The 17,054-nt window shown below is 39.1% G+C and carries 20 protein-coding genes; 15 read left to right on the top strand and 5 right to left on the bottom strand.

The features are described 5' to 3' along the window. Positions 1–11: 11 nt before the first annotated feature. Positions 12–701, bottom strand: a complete 690-nt coding sequence (locus tag HMPREF9186_RS02720; RefSeq protein WP_009731292.1) for an ABC transporter ATP-binding protein — start codon at positions 699–701, stop codon at positions 12–14. 1 nt (position 702) lies between these two features. Then, positions 703–1,806: an ABC transporter permease gene (locus tag HMPREF9186_RS02715; protein ID WP_009731291.1), complete on the bottom strand. Its 1,104-nt coding sequence runs from the start codon at positions 1,804–1,806 to the stop codon at positions 703–705. Between the two features lie 248 nt (positions 1,807–2,054). On the opposite strand from HMPREF9186_RS02715, the gene HMPREF9186_RS02710 reads away from it, so the two are divergent. The 15 genes from HMPREF9186_RS02710 (at position 2,055) to HMPREF9186_RS02635 (ending at position 14,065) form a co-directional block, all read left to right on the top strand. Then, positions 2,055–2,609: a hypothetical protein gene (locus HMPREF9186_RS02710; protein WP_009731290.1), complete on the top strand. Its 555-nt coding sequence runs from the start codon at positions 2,055–2,057 to the stop codon at positions 2,607–2,609. A gap of 436 nt (positions 2,610–3,045) precedes the next feature. Next, on the top strand, positions 3,046–3,813 hold the full coding sequence (locus HMPREF9186_RS02705) for a hypothetical protein (RefSeq protein WP_009731289.1): 768 nt from the start codon (positions 3,046–3,048) through the stop codon (positions 3,811–3,813). Between the two features lie 66 nt (positions 3,814–3,879). Then, entirely contained in the window at positions 3,880–4,578 is a 699-nt protein-coding gene (locus HMPREF9186_RS02700; protein ID WP_009731288.1) for a hypothetical protein, read from the top strand. Positions 4,579–4,654: 76 nt separating this feature from the next. Continuing rightward, positions 4,655–5,323: a hypothetical protein gene (locus HMPREF9186_RS02695; RefSeq protein ID WP_009731287.1), complete on the top strand. Its 669-nt coding sequence runs from the start codon at positions 4,655–4,657 to the stop codon at positions 5,321–5,323. Positions 5,324–5,326: 3 nt separating this feature from the next. Continuing rightward, the gene (locus HMPREF9186_RS02690) at positions 5,327–6,202 is read left to right on the top strand and encodes a hypothetical protein (RefSeq protein WP_009731286.1); all 876 of its coding nucleotides are present in this window, start codon (positions 5,327–5,329) and stop codon (positions 6,200–6,202) included. Between the two features lie 33 nt (positions 6,203–6,235). Beyond that, complete coding sequence (locus tag HMPREF9186_RS02685) at positions 6,236–7,111, top strand: hypothetical protein (protein WP_009731285.1); 876 nt, start codon at positions 6,236–6,238, stop codon at positions 7,109–7,111. Positions 7,112–7,117: 6 nt separating this feature from the next. Continuing rightward, entirely contained in the window at positions 7,118–8,071 is a 954-nt protein-coding gene (locus HMPREF9186_RS02680) for a hypothetical protein (RefSeq protein ID WP_009731284.1), read from the top strand. A gap of 7 nt (positions 8,072–8,078) precedes the next feature. Then, positions 8,079–8,717 carry a TipC family immunity protein gene (locus HMPREF9186_RS02675; protein WP_009731283.1) on the top strand — a complete coding sequence of 213 codons (639 nt, stop codon included), beginning with the start codon at positions 8,079–8,081 and terminating at the stop codon, positions 8,715–8,717. Between the two features lie 97 nt (positions 8,718–8,814). After that, positions 8,815–9,345, top strand: coding sequence for a hypothetical protein (locus tag HMPREF9186_RS02670; RefSeq protein WP_009731282.1), 531 nt, complete (start codon positions 8,815–8,817; stop codon positions 9,343–9,345). A gap of 65 nt (positions 9,346–9,410) precedes the next feature. Continuing rightward, positions 9,411–9,932, top strand: coding sequence for a hypothetical protein (locus HMPREF9186_RS02665; protein WP_009731281.1), 522 nt, complete (start codon positions 9,411–9,413; stop codon positions 9,930–9,932). Positions 9,933–10,031: 99 nt separating this feature from the next. Beyond that, a complete protein-coding gene (locus tag HMPREF9186_RS02660; protein ID WP_009731280.1) occupies positions 10,032–10,583 on the top strand; it encodes a hypothetical protein in 552 nt (183 codons plus the stop codon). A gap of 246 nt (positions 10,584–10,829) precedes the next feature. Continuing rightward, positions 10,830–11,579 carry an MBL fold metallo-hydrolase gene (locus HMPREF9186_RS02655; RefSeq protein ID WP_009731279.1) on the top strand — a complete coding sequence of 250 codons (750 nt, stop codon included), beginning with the start codon at positions 10,830–10,832 and terminating at the stop codon, positions 11,577–11,579. A gap of 683 nt (positions 11,580–12,262) precedes the next feature. Beyond that, positions 12,263–12,715, top strand: coding sequence for a YrhA family protein (locus HMPREF9186_RS02645; protein WP_009731278.1), 453 nt, complete (start codon positions 12,263–12,265; stop codon positions 12,713–12,715). Positions 12,716–12,919: 204 nt separating this feature from the next. After that, positions 12,920–13,462, top strand: coding sequence for a T6SS immunity protein Tdi1 domain-containing protein (locus HMPREF9186_RS02640; RefSeq protein ID WP_009731277.1), 543 nt, complete (start codon positions 12,920–12,922; stop codon positions 13,460–13,462). Between the two features lie 117 nt (positions 13,463–13,579). Then, complete coding sequence (locus tag HMPREF9186_RS02635) at positions 13,580–14,065, top strand: TIGR01741 family protein (RefSeq protein ID WP_009731276.1); 486 nt, start codon at positions 13,580–13,582, stop codon at positions 14,063–14,065. Positions 14,066–14,114: 49 nt separating this feature from the next. Here the strand turns inward: HMPREF9186_RS02635 and birA are convergent, their stop codons facing one another. The 3 genes from birA to HMPREF9186_RS02620 all read right to left on the bottom strand — a co-directional run bounded on the left by birA (position 14,115) and on the right by HMPREF9186_RS02620 (position 16,973). Then, positions 14,115–15,050, bottom strand: coding sequence for a bifunctional biotin--[acetyl-CoA-carboxylase] ligase/biotin operon repressor BirA (birA, locus tag HMPREF9186_RS02630; RefSeq protein WP_009731275.1), 936 nt, complete (start codon positions 15,048–15,050; stop codon positions 14,115–14,117). A 14-nt stretch (positions 15,051–15,064) separates the two neighbouring features. Next, on the bottom strand, positions 15,065–16,072 hold the full coding sequence (locus HMPREF9186_RS02625; RefSeq protein ID WP_009731274.1) for a LacI family DNA-binding transcriptional regulator: 1,008 nt from the start codon (positions 16,070–16,072) through the stop codon (positions 15,065–15,067). Positions 16,073–16,139: 67 nt separating this feature from the next. Beyond that, on the bottom strand, positions 16,140–16,973 hold the full coding sequence (locus tag HMPREF9186_RS02620; RefSeq protein WP_009731273.1) for an AraC family transcriptional regulator: 834 nt from the start codon (positions 16,971–16,973) through the stop codon (positions 16,140–16,142). Positions 16,974–17,054 lie beyond the last annotated feature (81 nt).

The raw sequence follows: 17,054 nt of genomic DNA, 5'->3' as shown, positions 1-17,054 counted from the left end.
CTAGTTTGTATTTAATCAACCTTTTCTACCTTTAGCAACTGGCCGTGTTTTAATTCATAAATGGTATCCACATAGGTCAGGATGGAGCGGTCATGGGTCACCATGATGGCGCTCTTGTTTTTGGATTTGACTTCTTTCCGGATCAACTGGGCGATTTCTTGCCCTCGATCTGGGTCTAGGCTAGCGGTTGGTTCATCAGCTAAAATGACCTGCGGATTTCCGATGAAGGCTCGAGCGATGGCTGCCCGTTGTTTTTGCCCACCGGACATCTGATTCGGGTATTGGTGGTAACAAGCTTCGATGCCAAGATCTGCCAATAAGGTTTTGACTTCCTCTTGGCGTTTTTTCTTGTCCTTTTCCCCCTTCAATTTGGCCACCAGTTCTAACTGGTCACCGATTTTCATATAGGAGAGGAGCTGGTGATCTTGAAAGATAAAGCCGAGCAATTCTAGGCGTTTTTGCGTCCACTGACCTTGGTTGAGGCCAGTCAAGTCTTGGCCAGCGATAGAAATCCGCCCCTCGTCCGCTGATAAGAGTAAACCAGCGATAGCTAAGAGAGTGGATTTACCAGATCCTGAAGGGCCCAAGATGGCTACAAATTCGTTGGGTTCGACGCTTAACTCTAGCTGGTTGAGGACATGGTGCATCTGGTTGCCATCGGCGTAGGATTTTCTGATATTTTCTAATGCGATAATGGCCATCTTATTCTCCATTTCCACCAATGACTTCGATTGGATCTACTTTTTTGATTTTGACAAGGGACAAGGCACCACACAAAATAGAGGTCAGGATAAAGCTAACCGAGATGGTGAGGTTGTCTTTCAGGGTCATAAAGGAAGGGACGCTATTGGGTAAAAATGGCGCCATCATGGTTGCCAAGCCAAGACCCAGCAGTACTCCGATAAGGGAGATAATGGTGAGCTGGGATAGTTGGACATAGGTAATCTGGCTCATGGACATGCCAATGGCCTTTAGGACACCAAACTGTTTTAACTTTTGCAGGGTGAGGATATAGAAGAAGACCCCAAGGATAGCAGAAGAAGCAAGCAAGAGCACCCAAGTAATCATCCGTAGCGTCAGGTTTTGAGCCTTGTAGCCAGGGATTTTATCAATCACTTGCTTCTTATCTGCCACCATCAAGTTGCTGGATAGATCGTTAGAAGTGATGCTCTTCTTGGTCACAAGGGTTTGGGCTTGCCATTGATAGCTTGGATCTGTTTTTTGCCGCATGCCTGTGTAGGTCTCCGAGCTGATAAAACCAATCTCGCTATAGCCGTATTTGGCATTTTTCGAAAAGGCCACGACCTTGAGTTTTTGCTTAGAGGTTTTGTCGATCACTTGATCGCCGATTTGGATTCCCTCATCCTCTTTGAAAGAATGGTCTAAAATAACCTCGTTTTTCTGTAAGTCGGAGATCTTGAGATCGGCACCTTCCATGATTGGATTGAGGATTTCTTTTTCATTGTGATCGGTCGCGAAGTAGGTGATATCCAGGGTATTGGAATCCTCTGATTTTGAGACGGTTGCCCGCTGGATCGACAAGCCAGAATAGTCCATCCCTTCTATCTTTTGGACTTCATCTATATCTTTCGCCGTAATGGTTGAAAAGGGGATAATCCCTTCTGAATCCGTCGAAAGGATGTAGTGCAGGGCCCCATAGTTATCGATTTGGGCCGATACTGAACGGCCCAGTCCATTTGTCAGGCCGGACAAAAACACCACCATAAACATGAGAATGGTAATGAGAAGTTCAATCAGGATAAACTTCTTGGGTTGGTATTTAATTTCATTCCATGCAATTTTCATTATCGTCTCCTTTTAACACGGAGGTGCTCAAGTAGCTTGGCACCTAAACATACTCTACCATCATACCATAAGTGGGGGGATAATAGGGGGATGGTGTTTGGAGAAGTATAGATGAATGAAACAGTTCAAGTTTTTATACATATAATATTATGGATCACCTTGACAATCCCTGCTAAAACTTGTAAAATGCAAGGGTCTTGGGAACCTTTTTCAGTGGTTCTCTCGATTTATAATAGAAGGAGTATGGTATGGATGTTGTTATCTTAATTTTGATCTTAATAGTTGTCATTTCAGCTTTTGTTGTAGGGATTGTTTATTGGGCCGTCAGTTATGCTCAGAAAAGCAATAAGGAGTATCAGGCTTTTGCTTCCTCGCATGGTTACCAATTTGATCGAGCACAGGGGAATGACTATTACAGAGATTATTCGAAGAAGAAGATGGATCAGGATCGGACCATCACTCCTTTCCAAAGTCCCTTTGTTGAAAAATATGCCAACTTTACGCACTATCCCTTTGGCCGTGGTCATGAGCGAAAGGTATCCTATGTGATCTCAGGTGCTTACAAGGACTGGCAATTTAGAGCCTTTACCTATCATTTTGTGGGTAATACTCTGGAGCAGACAGGGCCTGGTGGAGTCTTCAGTGTGGTCATGATTGAGTGTCCTCAGCCACCGCAGGTCCAGCTACCGGAGCAAGTCTTTTATGAGAATGGTGTGTTGTGCGATTACCAGCACGAAAATATCAATGTAGAAACCCTTCATGATCGGATCGAAAAATTAGGAGAGCTGGCAAAAGGCTTGTAGGATGAGCTGTCAGGAAGAATTCTTCAAAGAAAGTTCACTAGGATGATTGAGACAAGAGGCTGGGACAAAAGTCCTAGCCTCTCAATTATTTTGGGATTGTTGAGCAAGACACAGTGGTTGAGTGGGCTCTACCACGCTGATTTCATCAGCTTTTACAGCCCTACTCAACTGTACGGAGGTGGGACGACGTAATCGAATTCTAACGAATGACCGATTTCTGTCCCACTCTCTCTTATGCTCAGATTCATTCTGACACCTAGCTTTTATGGTATACTAGTTCTATGCAATTTTTCACAATCCTATGAGTCTAGGGCTGTTTTACAAGCGAGTGAAGGAGTCCGAGACTTTTGTAGGATAGGGATAAAAACAAGCAACCAAGCTACGAAGACTATGCCAAGAAATACTTGAAATAGACTTGGGTGAGAAAGGGACGGATATGTTTTTTAGAAGACGTCGTTTTTATTTGAATCAATATTACGACAAAGCTATTTATTTTGATCGTCAGACCCATGAAGTTTTAGAGGCGCCAAAGAGTAAACTATTAGATACAGAGAAGTCAAATAAGATGAATCGACATATTCCTCTATTAGTTGTTCTCTTTATAGCTAGCGGAAGTGGCATTTCTTCCTTCTTTAGTCTATTTTTACAAGGAACTTATAGCATGACAACTTTTTGGAGTGTTATTCTTATCTGGATAGCAGAATTTGCTTTTATCACTCTCCTTGTAGAACGAGCCTTGTATAGAAATGTCAATAAAGCTCAAGTGACTACCCAAACGGTTTGTCTGACTACTATGATTTATCCCGATGACGAAAATCAAGACGAAGAGGAAAAGACGGAAAAAGGTTTTAGTAAAGGTGCTTTTTTATATTTTAATGCACTCTTATTTACTATTCCTGCAGTAGGTTTCTACTATGTCTATGATTTTATTTCCCGCTTTAAAGACTTGTTGGGGCAACCGATTGGAGGAGAGATTTTTAAGATTATATTTGCAGGTCTTTTGTTGGGAGTTGCTTTTGTTGGGTTCAATCAAAATAATTTCGTTAGAATCTTGAAATTGTCACAACGGTTTGAGGAGGGAAAAATTAGTGTGATATGTAGAGCTGATGACGATCCAGATGTCTATCTAGAAGTGAGGATGGGAACAGATCAAGAACCTGTCATCACCGAACTACAGAAAGATGAAAACCAAGTTTTGAAGTAGAAGGTAGAGATTGGAAAATAGGTTCCTTGGATAAAATCAATCAGACCAGATAAGTAGGGGGAGTTCATGACAAAAGCTTCAAAGAAAAAGCAAGTAGTGATCGAAGAACGCTACCACGGCCCTTTGATTACAGATGGGGTTAGTCTAGGCTATATCAAGCTTCTACCTTGGATTACACTAGCAGTCTCTTTTATAGGAATTTTTGGTACGACCTATATCGATCATATCGGCATTTATAAAATCTTGTTCATTGTTTGCATGGTTATTAGTGGTATAGCTATCCCACTCTCTTTCTTTGATCGTTTTATTGTGAGATTTAAGAGTTTTATCTATCTTTTTGTTTCCTTACTTGTTTTGATTTTTATCGTTGACATGACTTTTATAGGCTTGATTATGCTAGTTGGTGATGACGGGATCTATTCAGTCTGGGCACTTATTTACGATCTCGTAGCTCTCTGTATCCTACTTTTTTCTATTGGTCTCTACTCCTGGTATTATCTTCCTAAAAATCAGGGGAAAATCTGGGCTTTCAACCGATGGGAGACTTATGGTGGTAAAGACAATGCCAAGAAGCAAGAGCGATTGTTTAATGTTGGAGTTGCTTTTGTGGCTGTATTGTTAGCGCCAGCTATTATTACTGGCTACATTGAGAGTATTTTTGGTGTTTTCTTGGGCATCTTGATGAACTTCGTTTTCCCAGCTCTTATAGTGGACGGAGTTCAGGCGGCACGCTATGTACGCAAACACCCAGAATATGAGGAGTAGATTTTTCATTTTGAAGCTTGTTCCTAATGGTTAGGGAATTTTAAGAACTTATTTTCATGATTAGAAAGAGGTATGTATGTTTTTTCTCGGACGACGTCGTGTCTTTATCGGCGAATGTGATGGTCAGGCGGTCTATTATGACCAAAAGACGCGGGAGGCTTTAGCTGCTCCCAAGAGTGTCTTGCTCAATACTGAAGGGGCTCGAAAGACCAACGCCTATATTCCTGAATTGGTGATTTTCTTCATGGCTGGTGGAACAGGTGGCTTTGGCTTCCTTGCGGCAATGAGTATAGGAGTTTATAATTGGACCAGTCTGACTTTTATCCTATTATTGTGGTTGGCAGAGTTTTTGTTCCTGTTTGCGATTCTTGAACGAGGGCTATATAAAAATGTTCGCAAGGCCCGGCCGACGACAGAGAAGGTCTTTTACTATGCGGCTTCTCATAACTTGATGGTGGGGGAAGATAACTTTGATCCAGCTAAGTTGTCAACGAAAATCTTCCGATTCGTTCGTTTTCTAATCATTGCCACTAATATCTACTTGTTCTATGTTTTTTATAGCTGTACTCAAAAATTTGGTCAGGAGATTGAACTAGGTAATGAATTCTGGATGGGTGGATTATTATTCTATGTACTCGTGCTAATGTATAATCAAAACAATCCAGTTCGTTTTGTGAAAATTATGAAACTATACAGCCAAGGGAAAGTGCTCTTTAAGAAAGAGCAGGACGACAGTGGAGCGTAAAGAATGAAAAGAATTGGTTTATTTGGTGCTGATTTTGAAAACAGTAAGAAAATTGTAACCAGTGGGAAGTATTCATTGACAGCAGGGATGCCGAATCCTATCCATATGAGCCTTCTCAATCGTCTCTTTACAGTTATTTTTTGTGTATTTTTCTTTTTTGGCATCATGGTCTATTTTTTATTAATCTCTTTGCCTAGTAATTTAGGGAAAGGTACAGACGTCCGTTATCTTTCTTATGATGCTGCTATCTTAATTCGGTCTATAGGTGCTTTTTTAAAGCCTGTTAGCCTCCTAGTTTATGTAGGTTTTCTTGTTGCTTCTATACCAGTTTTTTGGCCGAAGAAGCGCTTGAGTAGTCAACTCTGGACCTATTTTCCTTTTTATTTCCCGTGGTTATCTGGGGCGTTTATTTCAGGACTTTACTTTGCGAGTGCTGTAGCCTATGATGCCTATACTCTGCTGGGCTTCTGGCTTCAGTTGATAGTGGGAATTGCTTTCTTTATTTGGATAGTTATCAATAGTATTCAAAATCTCAAGAGACGATTAAATGATGAGGAGCCAAAACCAATTCTGAAGAAAGTCGTGTTGATGACACTAGGAATGATGGCCCTTCTTTTTTCTGTATCTTTAGTTGATCATCTGGTAAATAAGTTACCGATTTTGTGGTATTTCTATCTTTTCGGCTTGTTGTTAATTGTTTTGTTTGTTTCTTATGCTTATTTAGTGGCCTTTCTTATCAATGCCCACATTGTTCAAGCCTATTATATCCATAAGTATCCGATGGAATACAAAGAATATCTGGGAATTAGCGACCGTGAATGGTACAGCAAACGCTATTACAAAATGTTGGTCAAAAGTGGTCAGCTAGAAGAGGAGTAAATCCAGAGTAATGAAGGAATTGAGGAGTAAGGAATGAAAAGAACCAGTTTATTTGGAGCTGACTTCGAAGACAGTAAAAAGATCGTAACCTATGGGAAGTATTCATTAACAGCAGGAATGCCAAATCCCATTCATATGAGCTTTCTCAATCGGCTCTTTACAGTTGGTTTTTGTATGTTTTTTGCTTTTGGCATTGTAGGATATTTTATATCAATTCATATGCCAAGTAACATCGGTTTAGAAGGTGAAGTATATTATATTTCTTATGCTTCAACAGTTTTGATTCGTTCAATGGCGGTGTTTTTAAAACCTATAAGTCTGCTATTCTACTTAACTTATCTATTCGCTTCTATTCCTGTTTTTTGGCCGAAGAAGCGCTTAAGCAGTCAGGTCTTTACCTATTTCCCTTTCTATTTTCCGTGGGCATCTTCTGTATTTTTAGCAGTCTTCTATTTAGCATGTGCTGCAGCCTTCGATGCCTATACTATGCTGGGCTTCTGGCTTCAGTTGATAGTGGGAATTGCTTTCTTTATTTGGATAGTTATCAATAGTATTCAAAATCTCAAGAGACGATTAAATGATGAGGAGCCAAAACCAATTCTGAAGAAAGTCGTGTTGATGACACTAGGAATGATGGCCCTTCTTTTTTCTGTATCTTTAGTTGATCATCTGGTAAATAAGTTACCGATTTTGTGGTATTTCTATCTTTTCGGCTTGTTGTTAATTGTTTTGTTTGTTTCTTATGCTTATTTAGTGGCCTTTCTTATCAATGCCCACATTGTGCAAGCCTACTATATCCATAAGTATCCGATGGAATACAAGGAATATCTGGAAATTAGCGACCGCGACTGGTACAGCAAACGCTATTATAAGAAGTTAATCAAAAGCGGTCAGCTAGAAGAGGAGTAGTGGGGTATGAACCGTCAGTCAGAAGCATTAAATAAGGAATATTTTCAAGCGCTGGGTTCCACGCGAGCTTCTGTTAGAATGTTGAGTTTGGCCTGGGCGGGTTTGTTTGTATGGAGCATCGACCTGACTCATCTATACTTTTTTATCAAGGAGCAATTCACAGTAGATCCCTTTTCGAATGTCCCTTTTCGCTTTCTGTGTCTCCTTCTATTACTCATGCTGGTCTGTCAAATCATGTCATTCAGCAAACCATTCATCTACAAGCATCAATTCTTTAGTACTACGATGCTCTTTGTACTGATCAATGGGATCCATCTCTCATTAGTTTTAATGGATTATATTCTCACTATTTTAACGAATGAGGTTCTAAAAGATTCGCTGATCTACTCGCTGATGTATTGGTTGAGTTTCACTGTTTTATTTATCGGTTTGACGGTTTATAATGTCAGCTGGTTAAAAAAGCAATTAGGACGAGGGTTTTCAGAAAAACGAGCTGCTGGGAATTCTATCGCCGCCTCTAGTGTCTATAGCAAATCCTCCCTCTGGATTATTTTCGGAATCACTGTGTTAGGCGGAGGGTTGTCTAGTTTATCTGGTTATTATGTGCAAACATTTGGGATTGTGAGCAATATAGTCTTTACTTCAGCTTTTTCAAGATTAATCGTCGAAGTTGGCTATCTCCTTTATCTGAGAAGTAAGGATAAGACCTATTGGGAAGAAGGACCGAAGAAAGACCAGGGTCAGTTCTTTTTGAAAACCATAGATCTCAAAAAGGCCAAGCACCGCTTGATTACAGAAGTTGTCTTATTTTTGACTTTAGCAGTGTCTTTAAAACTATTGAATATAGATGCTGAAAATAGCCCAATTTGGCTCATAGCAACCATAAGAATTTTTGGATATGCAATTCTTTTGGATGCCACAATCAGTTTCGTTTATTCTCAGATTAAAAAGAAGAGATAGGGAGAACATGAAGAAGAAAAGAATGCTTTTAATTTCACTGTTTATAGTTTTTTGCCTATCTTTTTCTGGCATTCAGTACTATAGGAATCAGCGGATTCACAATATTTTTGATGAAATATACTATGAAGAAAGTGATTACCATGCTGTTGAGTTTTTATGGCGCCGAAGGGCATTTAGAGATTTGAAAGAAATGAAAATTATTGATGTTGACTCGAAAGAGTCTGAAAGACATCGAGTTGAATATGATGATAAATTTTTACCAGATAACGTTACTTATCTCATTTATTCTTTCCATTTTTCAGACCCCAAGAGTCCATATATGCTCATAGACATTCGATTGAAAGTTCCTAGTACAGATCATTCTATCAATGTAAATTACTATTATTATCCTAAATCCGCTACATTTGATCGTTATATGTGGTACTATGATGATGAGAGTTCAGGATATTTTCGCAAATCTCAAGTGGAAGCCTTTCTGGCGGAGCATGGAAAGACTGTTGAAGATATTCGCAAGGAAGCAGATGAGGTGCTCCGTAATAAAGTCCTGAAAGACTGGACCTCCATCAATTCTAGTCGCTTTAGCTCCAATAATTGGGGGGATGTGACCGTCAAGGATATTTGGAGAGAGGATCTTGGAGCAGATTAAATAGAAGGAACATAAAGAGTAGGAATCGCTTTTATGACAGTTTAAAAATGAATCTTAAAGTGTGAGTACCCATTCTAGTTGCAAGAAAGGAAGACAAATGATAACACCCCTGATTTCTATTATTTCTCTCGTCTTACTTTTACGTCGTTTTAAAAGCAAACGTTCACGAAAAATTATCGGCTTCTTATATGCTTCCTTTGCGGTTTGGTTTGTTTATTCGATTTTTACTTATGGGAGCTACACCCTCCAGCCTGGTCAAAGTGTTCAATTGAGAGTTTATCCCAATACGGACCAACTAGAGTACAATTCGGAACTCCATTTTAAAAAATTAGATGATGCGAAGTTAAAATTGTCCGGTCGAAAAGGTTGGGGGATGAAAGATAGTAATATAGTCTATAGTGTTGAAAAGCAAACAATAACGGAGCTCATTTTTTTAAAAGACAAAACAGAGCGTAAAGACTTACCGAATGATAAAAGTAAGGGCATCTATTTAGAAAACGATGGAATAGTGGTTCAAGGGGAAGTAGAGGAAGTATTTGGGGTGACGGAACGAAAGCCCTACAAGATCACCATCACCAATGTAGACGATAAACCGGCCCACTTTAAAGCGCAAGTGGTGGATCGGTAACTTTTTAGAAATTATAAACAGTTGATCCACAAGTGCCTCGTTCTAGTTGCAAGAAAGGAAGACAAATGATAACACCCCTGATTTTTATTATTTCTCTCGTCTTACTTTTACGTCGTTTTAAAAGCAAACGTTCACGAAAGATCATTGGCTTCTTATATGCTTCATTTGCAGTCTGGTTTGTTTATTCGTTCCTTACTTATGGAAGCTACACCCTCCAGCCTGGTCAAAGTGTTCAATTGAGAGTTTATCCCAATACGGACCAGTTGGAGTATAGTTCGGAATTGATTTTAGAAAAGAAGGATGATCAAAAAATCAAATTATCTGGAATGACTGTTTGGTCTGAACAATTTGGTGATGTGTTATTTGAAGTAGAAGGACAAAAGGTCGTGAAGATCGGTGATACTGAAAATGCTTCTAAGGAGCTTCCTAACAATCAACAGGATATTCAAGTGGTAGAAGATGGGATTGAGGTCACCTACCAAGGCGAGAAAGTTTTTGATGTCACGAATAACAAGAAATTCACCATCACCATCACCAATGTAGGCGATAAACCGGCCCACTTTAAAGCGCGAGTGGTGGATCGGTAAATTGTACCTCTATCTACTCTACTCGCTTTACCCCAAAGAACTGGGGCGACGTGACCGTCAAGGATATTTGGAGAGAGGATTTTGGAGCAGACTAGTGATATGTCTCAATCTGAGTTGCTGAGGAGGAATGAGGGAGCAGTGCGTGTGAAAAACAAAAGAGAACAACTGAATAAATGGAATCTAGGATGTTCTGGAGTAGTTGCTATTGTAGCAATTGTGTTTACATGCTGTATTTATTTGTATTTCAAAAATGCGAGTTACACCTTGAAACCAGGTGATTACATAGTTTTAAAAGTTCCAACCTCAAAACAAAAAGAATTTTCCCCAAAATTATATCTATCTAAGATTTCTGGAGGGAAATTAGAATTATCTGGGAAAACCTCATGGTGGCAGAAGGGAGAAGGTAACCTCGTAGGAACTAACTATGATGTTTTGAAGCAAGAAATTAGCGAAATCTACACATCATCAAGCAATATTCCAACAAAAATAATCAAAAATGATCCAGATAATAGTATCTATTTATCAAAAGAAGGTGTCGTTCTTCAATCTAAAGAATCTTGGGAATTTGAGATTCCAAACTCAAAACAAATAAAAATAACAAATATTTCAGACAGGGATATTAGGTTTGAAGTGCAGGTGACAGGTGGATAGAAGAATAGCCCAAAGGGAACTTGAACTTTTGGACTTTATTGATAATAAGTAACCACCCTCGCGGTGGTTTTCTTGTGGTTTGTCCAGAGCTGGTGCATATGGTTTATGGTATACTAGTCATGTTGTGAATTTGAACTTTGATCAATGGTAGTAGCTGTTGTTTTCTTAATGTGGATTAAGCTGATAATTAATTTTATTTCAACTTATAAATTGAACAAATATCGTTATATAAAAAAAAGAGGTATTATGTCTATTTCGTTTACTTATTGTGGAGTTGCATGTGGAGTCCTTTCTATTGATAATAAATTTTATATAGGAATTGATCCTGATTTATCTCCCAAAGGAACTTTAGTTCAGTTTAAAGGATTTGTGTCCGAGAAACAAACTAATGTCAATAATGATAAGTCTCTTCTTAATAAAGTTGATGTATGGCTAATAACTCATGGTCATCATGATCATTTAGATGATGTAGGAAGAAATTATTTAAAGGGTAAAACTGTAATTTCTCCTAATAAGAAAATCTTAAATGGGTTATCTGGCTTAAATAACTTTGTTTTAAAATGGGGCGAAGAAAAGCAGTTTTCTGTCGGGGACTATCTTATTACTATCAAAGCCTTACCAGCCTATCATGCTAGTAATTTCATTATGCAAAAAATAGTTGGTAAAGTTAATGGTTATCAAATATCGATTGCAAGTTCATCAGAAACTAAGGTGATTTATTTTACGGGTGATACTATTTTCTATTCAAATTTAACAAAAAGTGTTCCAAAAAATATAGATGCTATTTTTGCTAATTTAGGTGCTGTAAAATCTGATTCGTTTGGTGGACCATTTACAATGGATTTGAAAATGCTAAACCAAATGAATGATCTACTTCAACCTAAAAATATTTATCCAATTCATATTGAAGACTATAGTCATTACAATACGACAAATAAAGAAGTCGAAGACGCAAACTATACGGTTTTATCTATTGGAGAAACTATTGATATCTAATTGATTAGATGAATAAATGTATAGTAGAAAAGTTTTTGAATAAAAATAATCCAAAGTAGGTCTTAAAATAGAGTTTACTCGTGCCAATACAGATAAAGATTGGGAAGCAGAGGCAGAATTTTTGTAGCTGTGTATTATGAAATTCGGATGAAGAAGAGAAATTTTGTATTCTATTCGTTACTAGTAGTTCTGTTATTATCTTTCAGTGGTTTTCAGTACTATAGGCATCAACGGCTACATTATATTTTTGATAAAATATACTATGAGAAAAGTGATGTCAGAAGCTATTTGTCTGACATCTTTTTATGAATAATCATCAATGTTACTTTCGTGCTTTTGATACAATATAATAAAAGCACGAAAGTAACAACCGTGAGGCTGAAATGATTCAAAAACAAATACAGGAAATGCTAGATCATCAGTCTATTATTAGAACATCGGATGTAGTTAAAAGTTGAAAGATGGATTGGTGCTGAAAGGTTATCAACTGCACCATGAATTGCCACTTGATGATAGTGGAACCAACGACTTTAGCATTTTGGTCTTGATAAAGAATGGACTTTACCATAAAGTTATTACCAATTATCAAAACAGTATTGCTAGAACAATGAAAATCGGGGACAGTAAGGAAGTTTTGTGGTCTATCATTGTAAAAAAACATATATAATTAGTGAGGTAAATAAATGTGGCTTGAACTTTTAGAAAAAATAGAAAGAATTGAATCTGGTTATGGGGAAAAGTTAAATTCTCCAATTAATTTAGATAAAATTAAATCTCTTAGCAAAAATGAAATAAACGAAGTTAAAATATTTATAGAACAAGAATATTCACGATTTTTAACAAAAGTAAATGGTCTTGATTTTAATGGGAGTGTACTTTATGGTTTAAAAACAGATGATAATTGTTCTGCTGAGGTTTATGATTTCTTTGAGTATAATAATATTTGGCATGAAGTTGAAGAAAATAAACCGTTTGTTTTTATCGGAGAGAACAATATTAGTTGGTTTGTACATAATCCTAGTAACGATGAATATTTGGAATTAGATATGCCATCTGCGGAGGTAGTAGAGAAATTTAATTCTTTGGATGATTTACTTGAAAGTTTTCTTTCAGATGCTATTGAATATGCCTCTTAAAAAGATAGGTAAAATATGATAAATAATTTTCCAACGGCAGATATGGAAACCTTTCAAAGAGAGAATAATGGCAAATAGTTATATCTAAAGAACAAACCACCTTTGAGGTAGTTTTCTTTATGACTTGATCAAAGCTGGTACATATAGTTTATGGTATACTAGAGGCAGAGTGAAACGTGAATAGAAAATAAATCGGAGGAAAACATGCTAGAAAACTTTGTAAAAGTAGCAGATATGCCCCAAGAAGTGATTGAAAAATACAAGGACCAAGTCCCTGCTGAGTTGGTTCAGATTTGGCAGGAGGATGGTCTAGGAACCTTCTTAGATGGTTATCTAAAAGTCATCAATCCAGACGATTATCTTGAACTTCTCCAAGATAGTTATTTCAGAGGAGATATCGCTTTTCCGATGTTCGTAACAGCATTTGGAGATATTATTACTTGGGAAGAGAATGCCTATGTGGGAATTGTCCAATATAATATTCAAGATTTGGATATTATGATTAAGCGTATGGATCGTTTCATAGAGTATGTTGATGATGAAGATTTCAAAGACGATTATTTCGATATTCCACTCTACAAAAAAGCTGTTGCCAAACATGGTCAACTGGCCTACGATGAGTGTTTTGGTTTTGTCCCGCTCCTGGCATTAGGAGGCTTTAAAGATGTGGATCACATGGATAAAGTAAAAGTTCTGGAGCACATTTACCTCATGTACCAACTCACAGGCGGAGTGTTTGACGATTGATAAAAAAGAACCACCCTCGCGGTGGTTTTCTTGTGGTTTGATCAAAGCTGGTACATATGATTTGTGGTATACTGGGATTGTAGAGAAACGATGCTAGAACCCAAATCGGAGGATAAAATGGAAAAACAAATTAATGAAAAAATGACAGAGATTGTATATAAAGTGAATGATATGATTCCAGTTGAGTGGGATGATCTTTATATCAATTTTGAAGTAGATAGAACTCTAAGTGGTGGAATTAATTTTTTCTTTAAATATGATGGAGAATATCATTATTTCTTTTATATACCGCGAGATTTTGGTGTTTCTAAGTCGGAATTTTTTGATGAGCATGATAAATTATTTGGAAAAGCACAGGAATTAAAAAAAGTATTTATAGATAATGAATTGAGTGATTGGTCAGCGGGGGTGATTCATTTGGATGAAAATAACAATCTGTCAGTCGATTTTGATTATGCACCTTGGCTCGAAAGTGATTTTGGGCCAAGTGCAAGAACCTCCTTTTTCCAATATAAATACCTAGGCAAACAACCAGCTAATGAAAAAGAACTAGAACAGTTCAAAGCCATGGAAGCCTTCCAAAGAGAGCATAATAGCAACTAGATGAAACAATCAAAAAACCACCCTCGGGTGGCTTTTTCTATACTTGATTTTACCATTTGGTCAAGGAGATTTCTCCGCTATTGAGCCAGATTTCTTCTTGATTTTCTAACTGGACCAAGAGTTGGCCGGTATCGGAGATGTCTTTGGCGATGCCCTGATAGGTCTGCTGGTTCTGCTCAAAGGTGACAGTTCGTCCTAAGACCAGGGAGCGCTCTTTGTAGAGGTAGACTAGTTCATCGATATCCGTATGAAGAAATTCCCTCCAAATCTCGCTGATGAGGTCATTGCGGGTGATGGGACAAGGGCCTTCAAATAAGGAACCAGCCTTGCTTTCTAGATCTTCTGGGAAAGTAGGGATGGCTAAATTGAGACCGACTCCGATAATGACATCTGTGACAAGGCCAGTCTCGATGGATGTGATGGCTTCGGTTAGGATTCCCCCAATTTTTTTATGGCGGTAGTAAATATCGTTGACCCATTTGATATCGACATCGATCAGGGTCAGATTTTTAATAGCCTTATAGATGGCTCCTGCGACCATGAGGGTATAAGGAGGGAGCTCCGCAGGTGGGAGTTGGGGCTTGAGATGAAGAGACATATAGATGCCGCCTTGATCGGGAGAGTAGTAGTCGCGACCAAAGCGGCCCTTTCCAGCAGATTGGGACTTGGCCAGGTAGAGAGCCCTGCCCTCTTTATGGGCTTCCATGCCTAATTTTGCGTCCAATTGGGTAGAATGACATTCTTCATTCAAAGTAACGGTCAACTGGGTATTGCTGGCGATGACTTCAGGAAGCAGAATATCGCCTGAGACCAGTCTATAACCCTTCTTTTTTAGGGATTCGATGACGACCCCATCTTTTTCCAGGCGCTGAATAGCCTTCCAGATGGAGGTGCGGGAAACACCTAATTCTTTTGCCAACTGTTCCCCGTTGACGTAATCATCTGCCTGAGAAAGGGTTTGAAAGAGGATTTCGTGTGTTTTCATAAGACTAAGACCTCCTAGCGACTGCTGTCTCGAATCGTCAGTTTGGTGGCTAATTTGACCATGCAGGGGACACTTGGTTGACTCCCTTGAAAGGTTTGCCGCAACATCTGAATGGCTTGCTTGCCCATTTCTTCTGTGTAGACGGTCACTGTAGAGAGGGCAGGAAAGACATACTTAGCAATCGAGGTATCATTGAAGGAAATGAGACTGACGCGATCAGGTACTGTGATTTGGTGCTCCTGAAGGGACCGAAGGGCTCCGACAGCTATGGCATCACTGGCCATGAAAAAGGCAGTTGGTAAATCGTCGCCCAGTGCTTGAATCAGCTGCTCCATCATCTGATAGCCTGACTCAGTTGAGAACTGACCGACAGCTACAAAGCGCTCTTCATAAAGCCCTTTTTCCGTGAGAAACTGTTGAAAGACTCGTTGACGAGGATCCGTCTGAAGCGGTGTCGCATCTGCGGTCTCTTCTTGACCAACCAAGAGTCCGATCTCCTTGTGATGATGTTCAAGGAAATGCTCGAGAGCGGTGATAACAGAATCTTCTAAATCTGTCGTCACGCAAGAATGCCCCAGATAGAGGGTATTGCTATCGACAAAGATCAGGGGTTTGCCGTAGCTTTCCAGATCTTGAATGGTCTTGGGACTGAATTTCCCAAGAGCGATAATGCCGTCTGCCTCATGAATCAAGGACCAATCGTCATTATTGAAGATACGAAAGATCTCATAGCCTAATTCCTGGGCTTGTTTTTCCAACCCCATCCGAATGGCATAGTAGTAGAGGTCATCTAATTCTTCTTCACGCGTGTACCATTCAAAGATGACGATTTTATGAGAGTCTTCGACTAGTTGAGGCGCTGTTTTGCGGCTCTTCTTTTGGTAATGCAGGTCCTCAGCGATGCGAAGAATCCGACTGCGCGTGTCTTCACTGACCGATAAGGTCGCATCCTGGTTGAGGACGCGAGAGACCGTTGCCTGAGAAACGCCTGCTTTTTCCGCAATGTCTTTAATCGTTGCCATAGTTTATCCTTTATTGATTTCTACTTCCAGTATACTCTAAATACTAGTAAAAAGAAATAAATTTTTACTAAATTTTATGTTTGTTACGATATTGGCTGGGAGTCAGTTGGCTATAGGCCTTAAAAGCCTTTGAAAAATAGAGGGGATCTGAAAAGCCAACCGAGTAAGCTACAATCTTAATGCTTTCGTCTGTGTTGGTCAGTAACTGTTGGGCACGCTGCATGCGGACCGAGTGCAAGAATTCTTTGGGAGAGATCTGGTGAAACTCCTTAAAAACAGTTGTCAGGTAAGAGCGATGAACATTGAGGTCATCAGCGATCTCTTGAATACTGAGATGCTCTTTATTGTAATGCGTCTCAATCACATGCTTGCAGGTCAGGTAGAGTTGATAGGTTGGAGATGGATGGCTCCGATGGATATCGGGAGCCACTTCACTGATAAGAAATAGCAGTTCATAGATCTGAGAGAGAAGGTGGAGTTGGTAGTGCGAGGTCATCTTGGAAGCCTCTGCCTTGTGGACAAGCTGCCCCATAAACAGCCCGATCCGTTCTGTGTCCACCTCTGTTTTCTTTAGAAAGCCTTTGGCATGTAAGGTTGAAAAGCGCATGAAATCACTCACCTTGGTGCCACTAATCCCAATCCAGTAGTAGGACCAAGGTTCTTCAGCATCTGCCTGATAGTAGGTCACCTTATTTTTTGGAAGAAGAAAGAGATCCCCAGCTTCTAGGTGGATTTCTTTTTTTTCAAAGTGGAAGACTCCCTTTCCCTTGGTAACAAAATGCAGTACAAAATTATCTCGGACGCTAGGACCAAATTCATAATTCTTCGGACAATCTTCGTAGCCATAAAAATCAAGGGCTAGGTCAATAGTGTCGGTTTGGTATTCAGAAAAGACTGACATGGTTGAACCTCCTACCTAACATTTTACCATATATGTGCAACAAAATTCTATTTTCGGAAGCGTTTACAATAAGTAAAATAA

Origin of the sequence: Streptococcus sp. F0442 (genome assembly GCF_000314795.2) — a bacterium.
In the GTDB taxonomy this organism is placed as follows: domain Bacteria; phylum Bacillota; class Bacilli; order Lactobacillales; family Streptococcaceae; genus Streptococcus.
Note: the sequence above shows the minus strand (reverse complement) of the source record. Positions and strands in the feature narration are given on the sequence as shown.